This window comes from Serratia sp. CY29653 (assembly GCF_052169255.1).
GTDB lineage: Bacteria > Pseudomonadota > Gammaproteobacteria > Enterobacterales > Enterobacteriaceae > Serratia > Serratia sarumanii.
Window position 1 is genome coordinate 42,825 of the sequence record NZ_JBJNLC010000005.1, and the last position, 21,027, is coordinate 63,851.

21 protein-coding genes are annotated in these 21,027 nt (G+C 61.5%); 8 read left to right on the forward strand and 13 right to left on the reverse strand.

Annotation, left to right across the window (positions count from 1 at the left end; genetic code table 11):
- Positions 1-31: 31 nt before the first annotated feature.
- Positions 32-2,047 carry a hypothetical protein gene (locus tag ACJ8HN_RS19970; RefSeq protein ID WP_442523902.1) on the forward strand — a complete coding sequence of 672 codons (2,016 nt, stop codon included), beginning with the start codon at positions 32-34 and terminating at the stop codon, positions 2,045-2,047.
- Between the two features lie 62 nt (positions 2,048-2,109).
- On the opposite strand, the gene rpoH is transcribed toward ACJ8HN_RS19970, so the two are convergent.
- From rpoH to ftsY, 4 genes are all read right to left on the reverse strand, one after another.
- A complete protein-coding gene (rpoH, locus tag ACJ8HN_RS19975) occupies positions 2,110-2,967 on the reverse strand; it encodes an RNA polymerase sigma factor RpoH (protein WP_004934345.1) in 858 nt (285 codons plus the stop codon).
- Between the two features lie 317 nt (positions 2,968-3,284).
- On the reverse strand, positions 3,285-4,238 hold the full coding sequence (ftsX, locus tag ACJ8HN_RS19980; RefSeq protein WP_033636680.1) for a permease-like cell division protein FtsX: 954 nt from the start codon (positions 4,236-4,238) through the stop codon (positions 3,285-3,287).
- The gene (gene ftsE / locus ACJ8HN_RS19985; RefSeq protein WP_004934337.1) at positions 4,228-4,899 is read right to left on the reverse strand and encodes a cell division ATP-binding protein FtsE; all 672 of its coding nucleotides are present in this window, start codon (positions 4,897-4,899) and stop codon (positions 4,228-4,230) included. The genes ftsX and ftsE overlap by 11 nt, the downstream gene beginning before the upstream one ends.
- Before the next feature lie 5 nt (positions 4,900-4,904).
- Positions 4,905-6,629 (reverse strand): signal recognition particle-docking protein FtsY, encoded by a 1,725-nt coding sequence (ftsY, locus tag ACJ8HN_RS19990; protein ID WP_442523855.1) that lies wholly within the window; start codon positions 6,627-6,629, stop codon positions 4,905-4,907.
- A gap of 242 nt (positions 6,630-6,871) precedes the next feature.
- Here ftsY and rsmD point away from each other — a divergent pair, with 242 nt between their 5' ends.
- Together rsmD and ACJ8HN_RS20000 are read left to right on the forward strand one after the other, a co-directional pair.
- Positions 6,872-7,492 (forward strand): 16S rRNA (guanine(966)-N(2))-methyltransferase, encoded by a 621-nt coding sequence (gene rsmD, locus ACJ8HN_RS19995; protein WP_442523856.1) that lies wholly within the window; start codon positions 6,872-6,874, stop codon positions 7,490-7,492.
- Positions 7,482-7,754: a DUF1145 family protein gene (locus ACJ8HN_RS20000; protein WP_004934327.1), complete on the forward strand. Its 273-nt coding sequence runs from the start codon at positions 7,482-7,484 to the stop codon at positions 7,752-7,754. The genes rsmD and ACJ8HN_RS20000 overlap by 11 nt, the downstream gene beginning before the upstream one ends.
- 3 nt (positions 7,755-7,757) lie before the next feature.
- On the opposite strand, the gene ACJ8HN_RS20005 is transcribed toward ACJ8HN_RS20000, so the two are convergent.
- Positions 7,758-8,114 (reverse strand): DUF2500 domain-containing protein, encoded by a 357-nt coding sequence (locus tag ACJ8HN_RS20005; protein ID WP_033649654.1) that lies wholly within the window; start codon positions 8,112-8,114, stop codon positions 7,758-7,760.
- A 159-nt stretch (positions 8,115-8,273) separates the two neighbouring features.
- Between ACJ8HN_RS20005 and ACJ8HN_RS20010 the strand changes: the two genes are divergently transcribed.
- Entirely contained in the window at positions 8,274-8,900 is a 627-nt protein-coding gene (locus ACJ8HN_RS20010) for a lysoplasmalogenase (protein WP_033636676.1), read from the forward strand.
- 42 nt (positions 8,901-8,942) lie between these two features.
- Here the strand turns inward: ACJ8HN_RS20010 and ACJ8HN_RS20015 are convergent, their stop codons facing one another.
- Positions 8,943-9,320 (reverse strand): AprI/Inh family metalloprotease inhibitor, encoded by a 378-nt coding sequence (locus ACJ8HN_RS20015; protein WP_038874139.1) that lies wholly within the window; start codon positions 9,318-9,320, stop codon positions 8,943-8,945.
- Positions 9,321-9,375: 55 nt separating this feature from the next.
- The gene (locus ACJ8HN_RS20020) at positions 9,376-10,839 is read right to left on the reverse strand and encodes a serralysin family metalloprotease (protein ID WP_033636674.1); all 1,464 of its coding nucleotides are present in this window, start codon (positions 10,837-10,839) and stop codon (positions 9,376-9,378) included.
- 681 nt (positions 10,840-11,520) lie between these two features.
- Between ACJ8HN_RS20020 and ACJ8HN_RS20025 the strand changes: the two genes are divergently transcribed.
- The gene (locus tag ACJ8HN_RS20025; RefSeq protein ID WP_048321227.1) at positions 11,521-13,839 is read left to right on the forward strand and encodes a zinc/cadmium/mercury/lead-transporting ATPase; all 2,319 of its coding nucleotides are present in this window, start codon (positions 11,521-11,523) and stop codon (positions 13,837-13,839) included.
- Between the two features lie 59 nt (positions 13,840-13,898).
- Here ACJ8HN_RS20025 and ACJ8HN_RS20030 read toward each other — a convergent pair whose 3' ends face one another.
- The 3 genes from ACJ8HN_RS20030 to tusA all read right to left on the reverse strand — a co-directional run bounded on the left by ACJ8HN_RS20030 (position 13,899) and on the right by tusA (position 14,678).
- The gene (locus ACJ8HN_RS20030; protein ID WP_033649650.1) at positions 13,899-14,174 is read right to left on the reverse strand and encodes a type II toxin-antitoxin system RelE/ParE family toxin; all 276 of its coding nucleotides are present in this window, start codon (positions 14,172-14,174) and stop codon (positions 13,899-13,901) included.
- Entirely contained in the window at positions 14,174-14,371 is a 198-nt protein-coding gene (relB, locus tag ACJ8HN_RS20035; RefSeq protein ID WP_033649649.1) for a type II toxin-antitoxin system RelB family antitoxin, read from the reverse strand. The genes ACJ8HN_RS20030 and relB overlap by 1 nt, the downstream gene beginning before the upstream one ends.
- A gap of 61 nt (positions 14,372-14,432) precedes the next feature.
- Positions 14,433-14,678 (reverse strand): sulfurtransferase TusA, encoded by a 246-nt coding sequence (tusA, locus tag ACJ8HN_RS20040; RefSeq protein WP_025304890.1) that lies wholly within the window; start codon positions 14,676-14,678, stop codon positions 14,433-14,435.
- A 220-nt stretch (positions 14,679-14,898) separates the two neighbouring features.
- On the opposite strand from tusA, the gene ACJ8HN_RS20045 reads away from it, so the two are divergent.
- The 3 genes from ACJ8HN_RS20045 (at position 14,899) to ACJ8HN_RS20055 (ending at position 16,678) form a co-directional block, all read left to right on the forward strand.
- The gene (locus ACJ8HN_RS20045; protein WP_033636672.1) at positions 14,899-15,558 is read left to right on the forward strand and encodes a 7-cyano-7-deazaguanine/7-aminomethyl-7-deazaguanine transporter; all 660 of its coding nucleotides are present in this window, start codon (positions 14,899-14,901) and stop codon (positions 15,556-15,558) included.
- Positions 15,559-15,599: 41 nt separating this feature from the next.
- Positions 15,600-16,034 (forward strand): GNAT family N-acetyltransferase, encoded by a 435-nt coding sequence (locus ACJ8HN_RS20050; RefSeq protein ID WP_033649647.1) that lies wholly within the window; start codon positions 15,600-15,602, stop codon positions 16,032-16,034.
- A gap of 80 nt (positions 16,035-16,114) precedes the next feature.
- Positions 16,115-16,678 carry a DcrB family lipoprotein gene (locus tag ACJ8HN_RS20055; RefSeq protein ID WP_033636670.1) on the forward strand — a complete coding sequence of 188 codons (564 nt, stop codon included), beginning with the start codon at positions 16,115-16,117 and terminating at the stop codon, positions 16,676-16,678.
- Between the two features lie 35 nt (positions 16,679-16,713).
- Here ACJ8HN_RS20055 and glpC read toward each other — a convergent pair whose 3' ends face one another.
- From glpC to glpA, 3 genes are read right to left on the reverse strand one after another with little or no spacing between them, the layout of a single operon-like run.
- Positions 16,714-17,913, reverse strand: coding sequence for an anaerobic glycerol-3-phosphate dehydrogenase subunit GlpC (gene glpC / locus ACJ8HN_RS20060; protein WP_033636667.1), 1,200 nt, complete (start codon positions 17,911-17,913; stop codon positions 16,714-16,716).
- The gene (gene glpB / locus ACJ8HN_RS20065; protein ID WP_060438276.1) at positions 17,910-19,178 is read right to left on the reverse strand and encodes a glycerol-3-phosphate dehydrogenase subunit GlpB; all 1,269 of its coding nucleotides are present in this window, start codon (positions 19,176-19,178) and stop codon (positions 17,910-17,912) included. The genes glpC and glpB overlap by 4 nt, the downstream gene beginning before the upstream one ends.
- Positions 19,168-20,817, reverse strand: coding sequence for an anaerobic glycerol-3-phosphate dehydrogenase subunit A (gene glpA, locus ACJ8HN_RS20070; protein ID WP_060423410.1), 1,650 nt, complete (start codon positions 20,815-20,817; stop codon positions 19,168-19,170). The genes glpB and glpA overlap by 11 nt, the downstream gene beginning before the upstream one ends.
- Positions 20,818-21,027: the final 210 nt, after the last annotated feature.

Sequence of the window (21,027 nt, forward strand, 5' to 3'; positions counted from 1 at the left end):
ACGGAACACCCGCCGCCTTCTTCCGCTGGCCATGCTGATCGGCGCCGCGCTGCCGCTGAGCGGCTATGCCTGCGGCCCGGATTTCCCTAACCGGCTGCTGATCGACCGCAACGGCACCCTGCTGTATATGCCGGAGGGCAATTTCGCCTTCGAAGCCGGCCGACTGGTGCCGGCGGATAAACAGCTACCGCGCTGGCAAGCCCCGCCGCCGCCGATGCCGCCGAAACCGATGCCGCAGTCGCCGGAAACGGTGGCGATCGGCAAAATGCGCGCCGCCAAAACGGTGGAAGAGGCTGACGCCGTCAATACTCAGGGATTGTCCAACGCCGCACGCCTTTATCAACTGGGCGCCGTCGCTTTCGCCAGCCACGATCCGCGCGCCACAGACTATTTCCAGCAGGTGCTGAAGCTCCCGGCCGCCGAACAGGGCGACTGGGGGCTGCGGGCGCAGTATTCACTTGGGCGGGTGTTGATGGCTGACCACGGTACGCCGGTGAATGAATCGGGTGAAGCGGCCCCCGCCGCCGAGCATCCACCTAAAGCCGAACTTGAACAGGCGCTGGCGGCGTTCCAGCAGGTGATCGATCGGGTGAAAAGCGGCGCCGCCGATCCCGACCAGCTGGCGCTAAGCAGCCTCGGGCAGCAGGCGCGCATCCACCTGTGGCTGGGTGACGTCGCCCCCGCTGCCCACCTGTACGCACAGCAGGCGGCGCAGGGCGATCCGAGCGGCGGGCAGTCGCTGCAGTACGTCTCCAGCTACCTGGTCAATCCCGACCATCTGGAAACGCTGAAGCAGGTGATCGGCGATCCGTTGATCCAGCAGCTGGTGACCATTGAGCTGTTCGCCCGCAGCGGCAATCTGCAAATGGCGGATACCGACGGCAACGGCCGCTCTGCCCAGATCATCAGCCAGATACTGACGCTGCTGGACGGCACGGTGAAAAGCGGCTTCGCCGGCAGCGATCGGCTGGCGGCATTGGCCTACCGTTCCGGGCAGTACTCGATGGCGGCGAGCCTGCTGAAAAACGCCGGCGACGGCGGCCTGGCGTGGTGGCTGCGCGCCAAAATGGCGCTGCGTGACGGTGACGTGAAAGCCGCCACCGCCGCCTATGCCAAGGCGGCAAGCGCGTTCCCCGCCGACGAAAGCTGGGGCGAACAGCGTAACGCCGACTTTGTCGCGGAAACCATCGTGCCCGAGTGCCGGGTGGCCGGTGAACAGGCCATCCTGGCGCTGAACCGCGGCGACTATCTGCAGGCGATGGACCTGCTGTATCGCGGCAAAGCGATCTACTGGGCCGACGTGGCCGATGTGGCAGAGCGCGTGCTGACCGTCGATGAGTTGAAAGGCTTTGTCGATAAGCACGCTCCGGCGCCGACGCCGCCGCTCAAGCCGGTTAACCCGGACGACTACGGTGGCGGCCAGCAAATCACGCCGGAAGTGCAGCTGCGCGAACTGCTGGCGCGGCGCTTGATGCGCGCCGGGCGGGCCGCGGAAGCGCAGGCCTATTTCGATATCCCCAACTACCGGCAAGCGGCGCAGCAGTACGCCGATGAGCTGAAGGCCGCCAAGGACAAATCCGCCGCGCCGCTGGCGCGCGCGCAAGCTTACTATCGTGCGGCCAACCTGCTGCGCGCCCAGGGGCTGGAGTTTACCGGTTATGAGATGACGCCGGACTACGCCATCTATGGCGCCGGCTATTCCTATCTGGGGGATGCGTTCGATACTCGCGAGCTGAAGCATAAAAGCTGGATCGACAGCGCAGAAGCGGCGCGCGCCAAGGCGGCGCTGCCGGCGCAGGACAACCGTTTCCTGCACTATCGCTGGCAGGCGGTGGGGCTGGCGCAACAGGCGGCCGATCTGCTGCCGCCGAAGAGCCAGGCCTATGCCGCCGTGCTGTGTAACGCCGCCAGCTGGGTTATCAAGCGCGACGCCAAGACCGGCCGGGCGCTTTATCAACGCTACATCAACACCGGCACTCGCTACCCGTGGGCGGCGAAATTCGGCTACGACTGCCCGGCGCCGGACTTTACCGCCGTGGCGCCATAACGCCGAATTTCAGGCATGAAAAAGCCCGGCTTGCCGGGCTTTTTTTCGAATATCGCGTCGACTCAGGCTTCGATCGCCATTTTCAATTTCTTCATGGCGTTCTTTTCCAGCTGGCGCACGCGTTCGGCGGAAACGCCGTACTGATCGGCCAGCTCCTGCAGCGTCGACTTGTTGTCGTCGTCGAGCCAGCGGGCGCGGATGATATGCTGGCTGCGCTCGTCCAGACCTTCCAGCGCATAGGCCAGTTTGTCTGCGGCGTTGCTTTCCCAGTTATCTTCCTCAATGCCTTCAGCGAAGTCGGAGCTCTTGTCCTGCAGGTACAGCACCGGCGCCATCGACTGGCCATCGCGGGCCTCGTCGTCCGGAGTCGGATCGAACGTCATGTCCTGCGCCGCCATGCGAGATTCCATCTCGCGCACGTCTTTGCTGGTTACGCCCAGCTCGCGGGCCACCAGTTCCACTTCGTCCTGGTTGAACCAGCCCAAACGCTGTTTGGTTTTGCGCAGGTTAAAGAACAGCTTGCGCTGCGCTTTGGTGGTCGCCACTTTCACGATGCGCCAGTTGCGCAATACGTACTCGTGGATTTCCGCCTTAATCCAATGCACCGCAAAGGAAACCAGACGCACGCCGACTTCAGGGTTGAAGCGGCGAACGGCTTTCATCAGGCCGATATTGCCTTCCTGAATCAGATCCGCCTGTGGCAGACCATAGCCTGAATAGTTGCGGGCAATATGAGCGACAAAGCGCAGGTGAGACAGGATGAGCTGCTTAGCGGCATCCAGATCGCCCTGATAATGCAGCCGTTCAGCCAGCTCCCGCTCTTCCTCTGCCGTCAGCATCGGATAGGCGTTGGCTGCCCGGATATAGGCTTCCAAGCTACCTTGGGGTACTAAGGCTAAAGTTTGCATTTCTTTGGTCATTCAAACCCTCTCTATGAGAATACAAAATCATGCAGGTGATTATTACAGCGGGGAAATGATTGATTCTACGGCAGTTGCTGAAGCAAAAGCGGTTCCACACGCCGGGCACCTTAACATTTGCTGCAATTTTTGACCGTACTCCGCCCTAAAAGTTCACCCTTTTTTGCAAGCATTGTTGCTGACAATACGTGACGAGAGTGCAGGCCGATAGGGAATTTGTGCGCTAAGAAGAGAGGTGTTGTGCTGACTTCGCTTGAGGTCACTCTTCTCCCGCAACGCGATCAAAAGCAGCAGGAGAAGAGTATACCAAAAAAATCTTACTGTGGTGTAAATCGGCGTAAATGTTGCACCGTCGCCAGCCAGGCGGCGATCCAACCGATCATCGCGGAGATGATCAGCAGCAACAGCGCCTCGTCCCAGCCCAGCCCGTGCAGGGTGAAGGTAGTGCCGAACACCTTGGCCACCCCGGCGACCACTGACTCCAGCTGCCACACCAGCGCGCCGGACAGCACCAGCGACAGCAGCGCGCCGGCAAAGCCGAGCATCGCCCCGCCGTTAAGGAACGGCCGCAGGATAAAACCGTCGGTGGCGCCGATCAGCTTCATCACGTTGATGGTGTCGCGGCGGCTGAAGATGCTCAGACGCACGCTGTTACCGATCACCAGGAACACCGCCACGATCATCAGCACGCCGATGATCGCCGCGATCTGGCCCGCCAACCCGGTCAACGCCGCCAGGCGGGCAAACCAGCTGTCATCCATGCGCACTTCTTCCACACCCTGCACCGCCGCCACGCGATCGCGCAGGGTGTTGAGGGTATCCGAACTCTGGAAGCTCATCTTCGGCGTAACGATCGCCACCGCCGGCAACGGGTTCTCTTCCAGCATGTCCAACGCGCCGCCAAAGCCCGACCAGTTGCGGAACTCGCCGCGCGCTTCTTCACGCGACAGGTAATTCACCTTCTCCACGCCGGCTTCCGCCTTGATGGCGTCGAGCACTTTCAGCGCCGCGTCGTCGTCGAGCGATTTATCCAGGTAGACCGTCAGCTGCGGCGTCGGGTACCACTGGCTGGCCGCGGTGCTGACGTTTTTCCACACGATGTAGCACACGCTCGGCAGCGTCAGGGAGATGGCGATCACCATCACCGTCAACAGCGTCGCCAACGGCTGGCGCAGCATGTCTTTGATGGCGTTCATCCAGGCGTAACGCCACTGTTCGCGCCAGCCGCCGCGCAGCGCCTTGCTCTTGGCGGTTTTTGCGTTATTGGCCATGGTGAGCGCCCCCTTGCATGCGGCCCTGGCTCAGCGTCAGGATGCGGTAATTGCGGCGGGCGATAAGCCCGGTGTCGTGCGTCGCCATTAATACGGTGACGCCGACGCGGTTGAATTCTTCAAACAGGCGCAGAATGCCTTCCGACAGCGCGTCGTCCAGGTTGCCGGTCGGTTCATCCGCCAGCAACACCGCCGGCTTGTTCACCACCGCACGGGCGATGCCCACGCGCTGCTGCTCACCGCCGGACAGTTGAATCGGGAAGTTCTTCGCTTTATCCAGCAAACCGACCTTGTCCAGCGCGGCGGAGACGCGGCGGCGGATGTCTTCGGTACTGGCGCCGGCGATGATCAGCGGCATCGCCACATTGTCATACACCGTGCGATCCAGCAGCAGGTGGTGATCCTGGAAGATCATGCCGATCTGCCGACGCAGGAACGGCACCTCGCGGTTTTTCAAACGACTGATGTCGTGGCCGCCAAACCAGATGTGGCCGGCGCTGGGCCGCTCGATACCGCAAATCAGTTTCAGCAGGGTACTTTTCCCCGCGCCGGAATGGCCGGTCAGAAACGCCATTTCCGCCGGGCGCAGATGGAAATCGACCCCCTGCAGCGCTTGCCGTCCGCCCAGATAAGCTTTACTGACCTGTTCAAAGCGAATCATCCGTATTAATCCTCTCGGGCAAAAAGTGCCTCAATAAAATCGTCAGCCTTAAACGGCCGCAAATCTTCGATGCCTTCCCCGACGCCGATATAGCGAATCGGGATACCGAACTGATCGGCGATGGCGAAGATCACCCCGCCCTTGGCGGTACCGTCCAGTTTAGTCAGCGTGATGCCGGTTAAGCCCACGGCCTCATTAAATAATTTCGCCTGGCTGACCGCATTCTGGCCGGTGCTGGCATCGAGCGTCAGCATAACCTCATGGGGGGCCTGGTCGTCCAGTTTTTTCATGACGCGGACGATCTTCTTCAGCTCTTCCATCAGGTGCGATTTGTTCTGCAGACGGCCGGCGGTATCGGCGATCAAGACATCGATGCCGCGCGCCTTGGCGGCCTGCACCGCATCGAAGATCACCGAAGCGGAATCCGCCCCGGTATGCTGCGCCACCACCGGAATGCGGTTGCGTTCGCCCCACACCTGCAGCTGCTCCACCGCCGCGGCGCGGAAAGTATCCCCCGCCGCCAGCATCACCGACTTGCCTTCCGCCTGGAATTGGCGCGCCAGCTTGCCGATGGTGGTGGTTTTACCCACGCCGTTCACGCCGACCATCAGAATGACATACGGGGTTTTCCCGCTGACATCCAGCGGCTGATCGACCTTGGCCAGAATTTCGGACATTTCCTCCTTAAGCTTGCCATACAGCGCTTCGGCGTCTTTCAGCTGCTTGCGGCTGGCGTGCTGGGTCAGGGAGGTGATGATCTTGCGCGTGGTCTCCACGCCGACATCGGCGATCAGCAGCTGTTCTTCCAACTCGTCGAACAGGTCGTCGTCGATCTTTTTACCGCGGAACAGCCCCATAAAGCCGGAGCCGAGGTTTTGCTTGGTTTTCAGCAGGCTGCGCTTCAGGCGAGCGAAGAAACCCTCTTTGGTCGGCCGCTCCTGCTCTTGCGCAGCGGCCAGCACCACAGGTTCAAGCGGCGCTTCTTCTTCCGGCTCCGATTCTGGTTCGACGACCGGCTCGGGCTCAGCGGCTGGCTCGGGCTCAACAACCGGCTCGGGCTCGACAACCGGCTCGGGTTCAACGACCGGCTCAGGCTCGACAACCGGCTCAGGCTCAACAACTGGCTCAGGTTCAACGACCGGCTCGGGCTCGACGACCGGCTCGGGTTCAACGACCGGCTCAGGCTCAACGACCGGCTCAGGCTCAACGACCGGCTCAGGCTCGACAACCGGCTCGGGCTCGACAACCGGCTCTGGCTCGACGACCGGCTCAGGCTCAACGACCGGCTCAGGCTCAACGACCGGCTCAGGTTCGACAACCGGCTCGGGCTCGACAACCGGCTCAGGCTCAACAACTGGCTCTGGCTCAACCACCGGCTCGGGCTCGACGACCGGCTGCTGCTGCGCCACTACCTGCTCGGTCACGCTGACAATCTCTTCGGCCAACGCTTGCGCCGTCGGGTGTTCGGCCGCCGCCGGCAGGTTTTCCGCGATGGGTTCGCCGGCCTGGCCGCTATCCCACTCTCCCGGGGTGTCGACGGAGGCGGCAGGTTCAGATTCCTGGGCGGGGAGCTTGTCATCCAGCTTGGCGGTGGCCGGTTCAGCCGGCGTCTCCGCGGCCTGAGGCTCCGCCTGCTCTACCGGCTGCTCAGGTTGCTGTTGCTCTTCTTCCTTTTCCTTCTGGCCAAACCCCAGCCAGGAGAAAAACCCACGTTTCTTATCTTTTGCCATGTTATGACTCTACTCCGTACCGAAGGCTCGCTTACCCTACATACCTGAAGGATATATGCTGACAATAATCCGCCGAGTCTATCACTTTCCCTCGCGCAGCAACACGCATCCGGCATGCTTTCCGGTGTGAAATCAGACAACAAAGTTTTACCGTTCCCCCCGAAGCCCGTCACCGGTAGAATAGGGGCAACTTTTCGTTAACCTCTACGGCTCCGCGCCGCAAAAGAAATCAAACAACGCTTATGACAAGACTCTCGCCACGGGCGGCGGCCAAAAAACCGCCCCAGGCCACAGCCGGACAGATCCGCATCATCGGCGGCCAATGGCGCGGTCGCAAGCTTCCGGTGCCGAACAGCCCGGGGCTGCGCCCCACCACCGATCGGGTGCGCGAAACCCTGTTCAACTGGCTGGCGCCGGTGATTCAGGGCGCGCGCTGCCTGGACTGTTTCGCCGGCAGCGGCGCATTAGGGCTGGAAGCGCTGTCGCGCTACGCCGGCAGCGCCACGCTGTTGGAATTCGAACGGCCGGTGGCGCAGCAGCTGGAAAAAAATCTGGCGCTGCTGCAGGGCAAAGGGGTGGTTATCAACACCAACGCGCTGAGCTGGCTGGCTGGCGAGGGCCAACCGTTCGACGTGGTGTTCCTCGATCCGCCGTTTCGCAAAAGCCTGCTGGCGGAGACCGCCTTGCTGCTGGAGCAGCGTGGCTGGCTGGCCGACGAGGCCTGGATCTATGTAGAAGCCGAGGCGGAAAGCGCCGCGGCGGACGTGCCTGCCAGCTGGCAGCTGCACCGGGAGAAGGTCGCCGGCCAGGTGGCCTATCGCCTTTATATTCGTTCGCAAGAGAAAACCGACCATGCTGATTAATCTGGGCCGCCTGCTGATGCTGTGCGTGTGGGGCTTCCTGCTCTCTAACCTGTTCCATCCTTTTCCCAAGCCGCTGAAGTATTTCATCGACGTGGCGCTGTTCTTTATGGTGGTGATGCACGGCCTGCAGCTGGTGCTGTTGAAATCCACCCAGCCGAAGGATCAGCCAATCAGCTACTGGCAAGAAGCCAAGATCTTTATCTTTGGCGTGTTCGAGCTGCTGGCCTGGCAAAAGAAACAGCCGCCCATCAAGAAGAAATGACCGCTACGGCTGAACGCTGAAAGAGACGAAGCGCGTGCCCTGCATGTTCAACGTGCCCTGCGCGCCTTTTTCTATCGGGTTGTATTGCCACTGTTTCAGCCGAAGCGTGATGTCTTCACCGCCCTGGTTCGGGCTGAACACCACCTCGTAATACATCGGCTCATTGACCAGCGGTTCGCGCTGCGGCGCGCGGGTCCTGGCGACCGGGAAGCTGCGCTTGTCGCTCACCGTCACCTGCAGGCTGCGCATCGGCGCGCGATCGTTTTCCGCCTCCCGCTGGCGCTGTTTGAAGTAGCGTTGCGTGGCCAGCACGGCGATCAGCGCAATCACGGCGACAAAAAATAACGGTGGTTTGCTCATCGGTTTCCCATTTCCTTCACGGCCAAATCGGCGTAAACATAGCATTCTCAAGAAAGCATTGTCGATCGTCGGCAGGCTACCTACACTGAAATAAGAAGTGACATTGGTGACAGTTTGGAGCCGGTTGTTGCGGCTCCCTCATGCATAAGGAAGACATAAATGAGTTGGCCGTTCCTTGCCGTATTCTTTTCCGGTTGGCTGTTCGTCGACGCCTCATACCGTGGCCCGCGCTGGCAGCGCTGGGTGTTCAAACCCGTCACGCTGCTGCTGCTGTTGCTGTTGGCCTGGCAGGCGCCGGTGCTCGGCGCCGCGGGTTATCTGATCGTGCTCGGCCTGCTGGCGACGCTGATCGGCGACGCGCTGCTCCTGTTGCCGCGCGAGCGGGTGCTGTACGCCATCGGCGCCTTTTTCCTGTCCCATCTGCTGTATACCCTGAGCTTCGCCAGCCAGATGACGTTCAGCCTGTTCTGGCCGCTGCCGCTGGCGCTGCTGGCGATCGGCGCGTTGCTGCTGGCCACCCTTTGGACCCGGCTGGAAGAGATGCGCTGGCCGATCGTCACCTACGTGGCGATGACGCTGCTGATGGTCTGGCTGGCGGGCGAGCAATATTTCCTGCGTAGCACCGATTTCGGCTTCTCGCTGCTGACCGGCACCTCGCTGCTGCTGCTGGCCAACGTGGTTTGGCTGCTCAACCGCTACCGTTTCACCTTCCGTGCGGCGGACGCCATCGTGGCTTTCTGTTACTTCTCCGGCCACTTCCTGATCGTGCGTTCGCTCTACCTGTAACTATCTGCCGCGGGTTCGGTGCGCCGAACCCGTTTTTCATTATCAAGCCAGCGCTTTCAACGTCAGGGCATCATCGGCGCCCAGCTGATTGCGATACAGATCGCCGTCGCGCGAGAAGAACGCCAGCGTGCTGCCATCCGCCCGCAGCAGAGCGATGCCGTCCGGCGCCGGGCGCCAGCCCACGACTTCCGCCGCAAACACGCTTTGCAAACACCGTTGCCGATCCACCAGCTGATAGCCGTTGGTCTCGCTTTGTTCATTCGCCAGAAACTCGATTTGGCATTGCCGCTCGCTGTCGGCCACCTGCCATTGCCCCGCCAGCGACTGCGCGGTCGGCAGCGCCAGGCTGCCGGCCATGACCGCACTTGTCACCATCATGCCGCCCGCCGCCAAAGCGGTGCGCGTTAAAGTACCTTTCATACCGGGCTCCCGCATCACGCCCGGCCGAGACTGCGCCGGGCGTTCCGTTGCTGTGTTACACGATAAAGTCAGTGGCGACGTCAACCTGGCCGACGATTTTCACCAGGAAGTCCGGCGCCTGATGGCCACCGATATTCACCGACAAATCGGTCACGTTGTTGGAAGCGTTGTAGCTGAGCAGCGCTTCGCCGGCCGTGCCGCTGAAGTGATCGACGAAGTGAATGAAATCGCTGCTCTGCGCCTCTTTGTTGAAGAACGACAGGTCAATTTTGTCGATCCCTTTCTGGAAGTCGCGGATCCAGTCTGAAGCGCCCGGTGCGGAATCGCCGGCGGCAGAGAACACGAAGATGTCTTTGCCGGCACCGCCCCACAGCTCATCCGCCCCGCCGCCGCCGAACAGCACGTCGTTACCCGCGCCGCCTTTCAGCACGTTGTTGGCCGCGTTGCCGACGATCACGTCGTTGCCGGAACCGCCAATGGCGTTCTCGATGGTCACACCGGCAGCGATCGAGACGTTGCCCTTCAGGCCACCCACATCGGAGAACGATTTCTCGTTCAGGTTGATGCGCTGGTTAGCGGTGTAACCGGAGAAATCGAAGGTATCGTTACCGCCCGCATCCCAGGCCGCAAAGATCACTTTCTGCGAGTTGCTGGTGGTGCTGAGGAAGTCGCGACCGGTGTTGGAGTTAAAGCCGTACACGGTGTCGCCGGTGCGGGTCGACAGGTTGGCGCCATACAGATGCTGAATGGCGGCAATGTCATCCAGCAGCGGAGCCGCGGCATAGTGGCCGCCGTTGTCGCCACCGGTGTTGGTTTCACTCCAGTAGCTCATCAGGCTGAACTGGCGGGTATCCTCCGCATAGGTGACGTCGCGATAGGTCGGGTTACCCTCACCGGCGTTGTAGTCGCCCGGGTGGCTCAGGCCCAGCGCATGGCCAATCTCATGGGTGAACGTCTGACGGCCGTAGTCTTCGGTCGCCGGATGCTTCACGTTGGATTGGTTGACGTTGTACCAGGTCTGGCCACCCAGATCCTGGCCCTGCCAAATGGTGTTCGGCAGGAAGGCGTAGGCCTGGGTGCCGTAATCATAGTGGCCGGGACGATCCTGGCTGTAGTTGCCGAAGGTGATGTTGGCCTTTTGTCCGGCCGCCACTTCGGTGAAGGTGATATTGGCGACGTCGGCCCAGGACTGCAGCGACAGCTTAGCCTGCTGCTGCTGTTCCGCGCTGAACTTGCTCAGCCCGGTGTCGCCGGCGACGTTGGTGGAAGAGAACTTATAGTCCGGGAAGGAGAAGGTTAATTTGACCGGCTGGCCAAATACCTTGTAACCGTTCCAGGTTTGGTTCTCACGGGTAATAAACAGCCCAGCTTGCTCGTTAGAAAATGAATCCTTGCCATTAATCTGAATCCCGTTGCCCCGCTCATGATAATGCAGCAGGTCGTCTACAGCATCGTAGCCGGTTGTCGCGGCCGCAAGGCTGGATTCAGTAATTTCAATTGCCTTTTTAGTAGATTGCATTGGTTCGATTCCACTCATTACCTGATTGATATCAATCAGACAGATAGACATAACCTCCCCGTAAGCCACGGTTAATGAACCTCAGGCTTGCTGGAAGGGGCTTATGCGCCGTTGCCGGCAGTGTGTTAGGTAGAATTAATGCATATATATCAGCAAATAAGATCACCATTAAAAATGGTAATCGATTCCAATTATAGGCAGGGTCGCAAAACTGCACATAAAATAATCAACCATTTATTATCGCAACGAAAGTTTGTTATGCTGCTTTTTTGGCTTCTTTACAAAACAAATGAAACTTGATGAGGAGAAGTTGGCACCAAACTTCAATAGCAATGCGGCCTGCAGACTCAAGCGAATCATGCTGGCTTTCCCTAGGGTAAAAGGTAAATTTTGCTAAAGCGTTATAGATTAATAACTCTTTATTATTAGGTCGGGCGATTTTTTAGTTTCTATAGGAATATTATTTTCTTATTTAAACTATCGGCGGCGAGCCTGTTTCCCCAAATAGGGGATAAGAAAAGCCGATAGATTAAAATTCGCATTATTCATTATTGAATGAATCCCCCTTTCTACGCTTGAACGCCGTTAGCAATAATTCTCATCCGGCGCTTGACTCTGGAGTGGACTCCAGGGTGTAGAGTCAGTTGAGCAAACCCGTTTAACAGCCCGAAGGGGGACGTTATGCACAATCAGCAAAACCATAATCATCAGGAACATCACCACGCCGAAGGCGGATGCGGCTGCAACCACAGCCACAGCAAAACGCAGCATGGCTGCAGCAGCGAACCGAAAAACGCCGCCGCGCAGGCCGAACAGGCCCACCATCATCACGATCATGGCGATAGCGGCTGCTGCGCCGCCACGCCCGACGATCCGGACGAGGAAAGCGACAGGCTGGCCGCCGCTCCCCCTTCCGGCAGCCAACGTTTCAGCTGGAAAGTCACCGGCATGGACTGCCCCAGCTGCGCCAAGAAAATCGAAAATGCCGTCACCGCACTCCCCGGCGTCGACAGCGCGCGGGTGCTGTTTGCGACCGAGAAACTGGTAGTCGACGCACAGTCCGACATCAGCCTGCGGATCCAGGACGCGGTCGCCCAGGCCGGCTTTACCCTGCTCGGCACTCAGAACGCCAAAGCCGCCGCGCCGAAAACCTCACGCTTCGGCGAATTCGCACCGCTGCTGCTGTTAACTACCTTGATGGTCGTCAGCTGGGTGCTGGATCGGGTTAACCCAGAGCTGGGGCGCATCGCCTTTATCGCCACCACGCTGGTCGGATTGGCGCCGGTCGCCGCCAAGGCGCTGCGTTTGATCCGCTCCGGCACGCCATTCGCCATCGAAACGCTGATGAGCGTGGCGGCCATCGGCGCGCTGTTCATCGGCGCCACCGCCGAAGCGGCGATGGTGCTGCTGTTGTTTATGGTCGGCGAACTGCTGGAATCCTACGCCGCCAACCGCGCGCGACGCGGCGTGACGGCGCTGATGGAGCTGGTGCCGGAAGACGCGCTGCTGCTGCAAGGCACGGAACGCAAACGCGTGCCGGTCGCCAGCCTGCGCCCTGGCGACGTGATTGAAATCGCGCCCGGCGGGCGCCTGCCGGCCGACGCCGAGCTGCTCAATCCGTTCGCCAGCTTCGACGAAAGCGCCCTGACCGGCGAATCGGTGCCGGTCGAGCGCCAGCAGGGCGAGAAAGTGGCCGCCGGCAGCCTGTCCGTCGATCAGGCGGCGCAGATGAAGGTGATCTCCGAGCCCGGCAAAAACGCCATCGACCGCATTCTGCAGCTGATTGAAGAGGCCGAAGAGCGCCGCGCGCCGATCGAACGCTTCCTCGACCGGTTCAGCCGTTATTACACCCCGGCCATTATGCTGCTGGCCGTCGCGGTGATCCTGCTGCCGCCGCTGCTGTTCTCGCAGCCGTGGGATACCTGGATCTATCGCGGCCTGACGCTGCTGCTGATCGGCTGCCCATGCGCATTGGTGATCTCGACCCCGGCGGCCATTACATCCGGGCTGGCGGCCGCCACGCGGCGCGGCGCGCTGATTAAAGGCGGCGCGGCGCTGGAGCAACTGGGCCAGATACAAACCATCGCCTTCGATAAAACCGGCACCCTGACCGAAGGCAAGCCGACGGTGACCGACGTGCTGCCGATCGGCACACTCACCGAACAGCGGCTGCTGCAGCTTGCCGCCGCGGTGGAGGCCGGCTCACATCACCCGCTGGCGCAGGCGATCATCAACCGCGCCGCCGCAAGCGGGGCCGAGTTGCCGCTGGCGCAGGCGCGCCGCGCGCTGGCCGGCGTCGGCGTTGAAGGGATCGTGGACGGCAAGAGCGTTCTGATCAGCGCGCCGGGCAAGCTGGCGCCGGGCCTGCTCGCCGTTCAATGGCAGAGCAAGGTAGACAAGCTGGAAAACGCCGGTAAAACGGCGGTGGTGGTGCTGGAAGACGGCGCGCCCATCGGCTTGCTGGCGCTGCGCGACACGCTGCGCAGCGACGCCAAACAGGCGATAGCCGAACTGAACGCGCTGGGTATTCGCGGCGTGATGCTGACCGGCGACAACCCGCGCGCCGCCGCGGCGATCGCCGGCGAGCTGGGCCTCGACTATCGCGCTAGTCTGTTGCCGGAAGATAAGGTCAACGCGGTCACCGAGCTGAGCGAACTGCGTCCGACGGCGATGATCGGCGACGGCATCAACGACGCCCCGGCGATGAAAGCCTCCAGCATCGGCATAGCCATGGGCAGCGGCACCGACGTGGCATTGGAAACCGCCGACGCCGCCCTGACCCACAACCGGCTGCTGGGCGTCGCGGAGATGATCCGCATCTCGCGCGCCACCCACGCCAATATCCGGCAAAACATCACCATCGCGCTGGGATTGAAAGGGGTCTTCCTGATCACCAGCCTGCTGGGGCTGACCGGTTTGTGGCTGGCGGTGCTGGCCGACTCCGGCGCCACCGCGCTGGTCACCGCCAACGCGCTGCGGCTGTTGAAAAAGCGCCAATAACGCGGCGCCAGGCCGGGTTCCTCAATGGGAACCCGGCATTATCGATTGCAGCGGCAATATTAAGGATATTGTCGGCGCGTATGTAAAACCCGCAACGCCCGGATGTGAGTTTCCAGCACCTGGTAAACCAGGAGATAATGGGGATGTAGGGGGATTTCATGCGTGCCGTCCACTCTGCCGCGCCGGAAAATTCGAGGATGTCTGCCGGCGGGAATGACGGCCTCCATGATGAGAACCTTCATTTTTCTGGCCGCCAGAGGGTTATCATTGGCGATGAATCCCACAATCTCCGCCAGATCCTGACGTGCGGCTCGAGTCCATTCGATGTTGAGCATTATGCCTGCTTCGCTTTGATCCTGGCTTCTGCAGCAGCGATAACAGCATCCATTTCAGCCATCACGTCATCATGAGGAATGCCGGGCCGCGGCTCATCCATGGCTTCCTGAACTCTTTCAAGAAACCAGCGCTCATAGCCCTGTGTACGTTCCTCATTTTCCATCTTGGCAACCGTAGGCAGTAGTAAAATACTCATCGTTTGTCCCCTTCGAACGCTCCCCGATCGCAGGGAGCTTATCTCACGAGGCGATTAAAAACTATACACCTTTACGTAACAGATAACGGTATGGCGCCTGCTCGGTCTCCTGCGCCACCAGCGTATGCTCCATAAAGCGGCAGAACCCCGGAATATCGCGGGTGGTGGCCGGATCGTCGGCGATAATCAGCAGCGTTTCGCCGTTGTCCATATGGCGCACGGTTTTGCGCACCATCATCACCGGTTCCGGGCAACGCAGGCCCAGCGCGTCGAGCGTCTGGTCTGCCTGGGCAAATAAGTCAGTCATGCAATTTTTCTCGTTCAAAAACGATCGGCGAACGCTCGCCGCATCTCATTAGCGCCTAGTTTACGCCGGTAGTTTTTCTGCGCAAGATGCGTTAACGTTTGCGTTAAATTTAACCATTGCATTGGTTGCGCAAACGCGTATCATGCCGCCGCGCAGCGTTTTTTGCTGTTTTGACAAGACACACTGGGTTCCCTCACCCCACTGCTAAAAAGGCTACAATATGTATTCGTTTACCGCACAGCAGCGCTTCACGGCGTTGGTCTGGCTTTCGCTGTTTCATATCGCCATCATTACCTCCAGCAACTATCTGGTGCAGCTGCCGATCACCGTTTTCGGCTTCCATACCACCTGGGGCGCCTTTACCTTCCCGTTTATCTTCCTCGCGACCGATCTGACCGTGCGCATCTTCGGCGCGCCGCTGGCGCGGCGGATTATCCTGGCGGTGATGGTGCCGGCGCTGTTCATCTCCTACGTGATCTCCACCGTCACCTATCAGGGAGAATGGCAGGGCTTCGCGGCGCTGGGCAGTTTTAACCTGTTCGTGGCGCGTATCGCCGTCGCCAGCTTTATGGCCTACGTGCTCGGCCAGATCCTCGACGTTCACGTCTTCAATCGCCTGCGCCAACGCAGCGCCTGGTGGGTGGCGCCGGCGGCGGCGATGTTCTTCGGCAATATCAGCGATACGCTGGCGTTCTTCTTCATCGCCTTCTACAAGAGCAGCGATCCCTTCATGGCCAACAACTGGGTGGAGATCGCGCTGGTGGATTACAGCTTCAAGGTGATGATCTGCCTGCTGTTCTTCCTGCCGATGTACGGCGTGTTGCTGAACATGCTGCTCAAACGCATCGCGGCGCGCAGCGGCAGCCTGCAGCCGGGCTGAGCCGTGTTATTCTGGGCGGCCCTATCCTTTGGAGGCCGCCCATGACCCCAATCGTCCGCACCGCCACGCTCGAAGAAATCCACCGCCTTTACCAACGCATCCCCGAATTCGGCGGCCTGCATAGCCTGGCCGATCTGCAGCGGCGCATCGGCGGTGCCTCCGCCAGCCTGTTGATCGCCGAAATCGACGGCCAGCCGGCCGGTTTCAAACTCGGTTATCAACAGCGGGAAACGGTGTTTTACAGCTGGCTGGGCGGCGTGCTGCCGGCATTTCGTCGCCACGGCGTGGCGCAGGCCTTGTTGGCCGAACAGGAGCGCTGGGCGCGGGCGCAGGGCTATCGCCGGCTGACGGTCAAAACCCGTAACCGGTTCCGCGCCATGCTGACGATGCTGCTCGCCCACCACTATCAGATTGTTCAGCTGGAAAAGAAAGGCGAAGTGGCTGATTATCGGCTATTACTGGAGAAAAACTTGTGACAACATCTGCCTTGCATTTCAGCCTGGAATAGGTTGCGATACGACAGTGAATCCCTACCGGAAAGGAAGAAGGAAGCCCGATGCGTAAAGTAGCGAAATTGATGGGTATCAGCCTGCTGGCGCTTGGCCTCGCGGCCTGCGACGGCGACACCAAAGACACCAAGGCAGCGTCTGACGGCGCGGCGGCCAGCGCGCCGGCCGGGCAGCAGGTCAGCCTGCTGGACGGTAAACTGGCGTTCACCCTGCCGGTCGGCATGGCGGATCAGAGCGGCAAGCTGGGCAACCAGGCCAACAACATGCATGTTTACGCAGACAGCACCGGCCAGCGCGCGGTGATCGTGATCCTGGGCGACAAGACCGCCGACAGCCTGGAGACCCTGGCCAAGCGCCTGGAGAATACCCAGCGCGCGCGTGACGCCAACCTGCAGGTGATCACCAACAAAGCGCTCGACGTCAACGGCGTGCCGCTGCGTCAGCTGGACAGCATCATCACCAGCGGCGGCGAAAAAGCCTATTCCTCCGTCCTGATCGGCTCGCTGAACAACAACATGCTGACCATTCAGGTGACGCTGCCGGCGGACAATCAGCAGCAGGCGCAGGCCGAAGCCGAAGGCATCATCTCCACCCTGAAGCTGAAGCAGTAATCCCACAGAGGGCCGGCTTGCCGGCCCTTTCGTTTTTATGCCAGCGCCTGCGCCAGCAGGGTGATCGGATGCTCACAGTGCTTGCTGGTGGACATTTCTATCTGCCATTTGCAGGTCTCGCAGTCGGTCACCACCAGATCCACTCCGCTCTCTTCGATCTGCCGGAACAGCGGCGCGCCGATGCCTTGCGAAGTGGCGTAGTTCTCCGATTTGAACCCGTAGGTGCCGGCGATGCCGCAGCACTGCGAATCCAGCACCACCAGCTCCAGCCCCGGTATCTGCCGCAGCAGCTCCAGCGTGTAGGCGGTCCAGCCCATCTTCTCCATATGGCAAGGCGTGTGATAAGCCACCCGCAGCGGCGTGCGCTTCAGCGGCAGGCTGCGCCCCTGATTGATCAGGCGATAGAGATAGCGCGTCGCCAGCTCCACCCGATCGCGCACCGGAGTGGTGTCCACGTCCAGCAGATGAGGATATTCGTCGCGCAGGGTGAAGGTGCAGCTCGATGAGGTCGCCACCACCGGGATGCCGCGCTCCAGCACCGCTTCATGCAGCGACTCGGCGTTAACCCTGGCCTGCTTTTTGGCCTGCTCGATAAACCCGTTGGCGATCAGCGGCACGCCGCAGCATTTCTCGCGCTTCAGCAGCTGCACGCCGATATCCAGCGCGTTGAATACCCGGATCAAATCCTTGCCCAGCTGCGGATGGTTATAGTTGACGAAGCAGCCGTGGAAAAACGCCACCTGCTCGGCATAGCGCCGCTGAGCCTGCGCCTGTTGCCGGTACCAGCGGCGGAAGGTGCCGAACGAGTATTTCGGCAGTTCGCGACGGTGATCGATCTTCAGCGCCTTGTCCAACAGCTTGCGCACCGGTTTCAGCCCGGTGGCGGCGTTGACGATCGGCGCGAACGGCGTCGACAGCGAGCCCATGATGTCGGTGTGGCTGAGGATGGCGTCGCGCAGCGTCGGCTTGCTCTGGGCGAAGTCGGCACGGGCGCGCTGAATGATATCGCCGATTTTGACGTCGGACGGGCAGGCCACTTCACAACGTTTGCAGTTGGTGCAGTATTTCAGCGCTTCGTCGTACAGCGCCGGATCTTTCAGCCGCAGCCGCTCGCCGTCCGGCCCCGCCTGTTTTGGCCCCGGATAGAGCGGGTTCACTTTGGCGACCGGGCAATAGGTGGTGCAGACGGTGCATTTGATGCAGCTTTCAAAGCTGTGGTCCTGATGCAGGCTCATGCGTTTTCCTCCGCGGCGATCTGCTGCGCGACGTGCAGCGCACCGATCAATGACACGCCTGCGCCGCAGCCTTGCTGCAGCGGATCGTAGCCGCCGGCGACCGCGCCGATGGCGTACAGATTGTCGAACGGCATGCCCTGCTTCATCGCCCGCAGCCTGCCGTCGGTGCGCACGCCAAATTGCAGATAAGGCTGCGGCGCGAACAGCTCGCGCCGGCTCCAGTCGGCGCGATCCGCGCGGCTGTGTACGTCCAGCCCGAAGATCGGCTCGCGCACCCCGTCGAAATCCGCCACCAGCCCGTTGCTGAAGAAGCTGCCGCTGGCCAACACCACCTGCTGCGCCCGCAGCGGAATATCACCGTGGTTGCGGGTATACAGGCCCGTGACGCGGCCGGCTTCGCACTCGGCGCGCAGCACGCTGTCGCCGGGCATGAAAACGCCGCCCAGCTGTTGAAAACGCCGCCGCAGCGCCTGATGCAAGCGCATGCCGGGCACCGAAGGCGGCAGCGTCGGCAGCAGCCGGATCGGCTTGCCGACCGCATCCTGCAGCACCGCCAGCGACGCGTCGTCCTCCAATCCCAAACAGGCCGGCAGGAAGAGCGCGTCGGCTGCCCCCGCCAACCGCCGCAGTTCCTCGGCCAGCGGCGGCAGGCTTTCCATCAAATCCAGCACCCGGGCGATGTTTACCGCGCGGAACTCGCTGGGGTTATTGCGCAATCTGTCCAGCGCCGGCATGTGCAGATAGGCCACCTCCGTCTCTACGCCGAGCTCCCGGCTCAGAGAGTCGGCGGCCATCTGCGGCTGGAAATCGAGGAAGCCTTCGATGCCGATCACCGCAATGCGCCGCCACGGCAGTTGGCCGGTCAGCGGCAGCGTCGGGATCGCCTGCGGGCTGAGCCAGGTGGCGCGACGCGTGCCAAGCGGCGTAATGCGCAGATGGTTGTTGGCGCCCTCGCCCTGCAGGTTCAGCCCGCAGCGCTCCAGCAGCCGCTGCGCGGCGGCGGACAGCGCCGCCACCCGGCCGGGCCCGATCAGGGCATACGGATGCTGCGGCGCCTGCTGCGCCAGCTGCGGTAGCGCCGCCAGCGGCATTTCGACCGGCGTGCCGTCCGGCAATCTCGCCAGCAGGTCGAGCGAGCCGGAGGAGAAGTAGAGCGCGCTCTGGCCGGAACTGACCACCGCACAGCGCTTGCCCTGTTCGGCCACGGCAATGGCGCAGCTCAGGCCCGCCAGGCCGCCGCCAATCACCACTACGTCAAATCGCATCATCCGCCTCCTGCTCCTTGTCGGCCTGGGCTTCAAGCCCGCATAGCCCCTGGTAAACCCAGCTGGTAAATTCACTCTCGCGCAGCGCGTCGCCCCAGGCGATCGGCCGTACGCCTTTCCACCGTTCGTTGAGGAACTGCGACAGCTGCGCGATGGACTGCTGCGGCGTGCTGACGTTAAAGCGCGTCAACAGCCCGGCGGCGCGGCAGGCACAGAGTTCGCCCTGGCAGGTGCCCATGCCGACGCGGGTGCGGCGGCGCAGATCCACCAGGTTATTGACGGTCAGCGAGTTGACCGCATAACGCACTTCCCCGGCGGTCACTGCCTCGCATTCGCACACCAGGCTGGTGTCGAGCCGATCGGCCGCCGGCACCTGGCTGGCGCGATCGCCGTGGCGGTAAATTGCCGAGCCGCGAATGCTGGCGGGCAGAGAAACCACGCTGCGCACCGTCTCCTCCGCCGACTGGCGGGAGCCGGGCAACGCATCCTGCGCGGTGGTGCACGGGCGGTTTACGCCAAGCTTTTCGCACACCTTGTCGGTGGCCCACTCCGCCATCAGGCGGTAGGTCATCAGCTTGCCGCCGGTGATGGTGATAAACCCTTCCAGCCCGTCGCGGGCGGCGTGATCGAGCAGCACGATGCCGCGGCTGACGTTGCGCCCGCTGGGGTCGTCGTCGCTGGCCACCAGCGGCCGTACCCCGGCGTAGGCGCGCAGAATGCGGGTCTGCGCCAGGGTGGGCGCCAACAGCGCCCCCTCGCGGATCAGAATATCCACTTCCTGCGGAGTCACCAGCATGTTGTCAATTTGGTCGTAGTCGATATGGGTCGAGGTAGTACCGATCAGCGAGATGGTGTCGCCCGGCACCAGGATGTCGGCGTCTGCCGGTTTGCGGCAGCGGTTGATCACCATGTTGTTGATGCGGTGGCCGAGGATCAACAGCGCCCCCTTGGCCGGGAACATGCGGATGCGCAAATCGGCGTATTCGGCGATCTGCTGGCCCCAGATGCCGGCGGCGTTGACCACCACCGGCGCATGCAGCGCATAGCGCCGCTGATTCTGATGGTCGTAAACGCGCACGCCCGTCACCCGATCGCCGCTGCGCAACAATCCCACCACCTGGTGGTAGGTCAGGATCTGCGCGCCGTGCTCGCGCGCGTCCAACATGTTGGCGGCGGTCAGCCGGAAGGGATCGACGGTGCCGTCCGGCACGCGCACCGCGCCGATCAGCGCCGGGTTAGCCGCCGGTTCCAGCCGCAGCGCCAGCTGCGGGTCGATCGCTTCGGCGTTGATGTCGGCCTGGCGACAGGCGGCGATAAACTGTTGCTGATAGTCCAGCGAGTCCTGCGGCAGGGTGATGAACAGCCCATCGGTGCGCTCGATGCAGTGGTGGGCGATGCGTTTCAGGATGCGGTTTTCTTCGATGCACTCGCGCGCCGACTCGCCGTCGGTCACCGCATAGCGCGCGCCGCTGTGCAGCAAACCGTGGTTGCGGCCGGTGGCGCCGGTAGCGATGTCGTGGCGCTCCAGCAAAATGCAGCGCAAGCCGCGCCGCGCGCAGTCGCGGGCGATGCCTGCGCCGGTGGCGCCGCCGCCGATGATGATCACATCCGTTTCGCCGCCGTCAAAATAGCTGCTCATGTCGCTCCCTCAGGATCGGTAGTTATGAGCCTATTGAGCCACGGTTATAAGGGTCTTTGTTTGATAAGGAACAAGAACGAACATCAAACGAAATAAAAATGTCCACAAAAAACCATCAATGTGATCATAATCACGATTTTTGGACGTTTTTCTATTTCATAACGTTAACGAATCGCTCAAAATCCGCCGTGGTTTCATAAAAGTGTAACA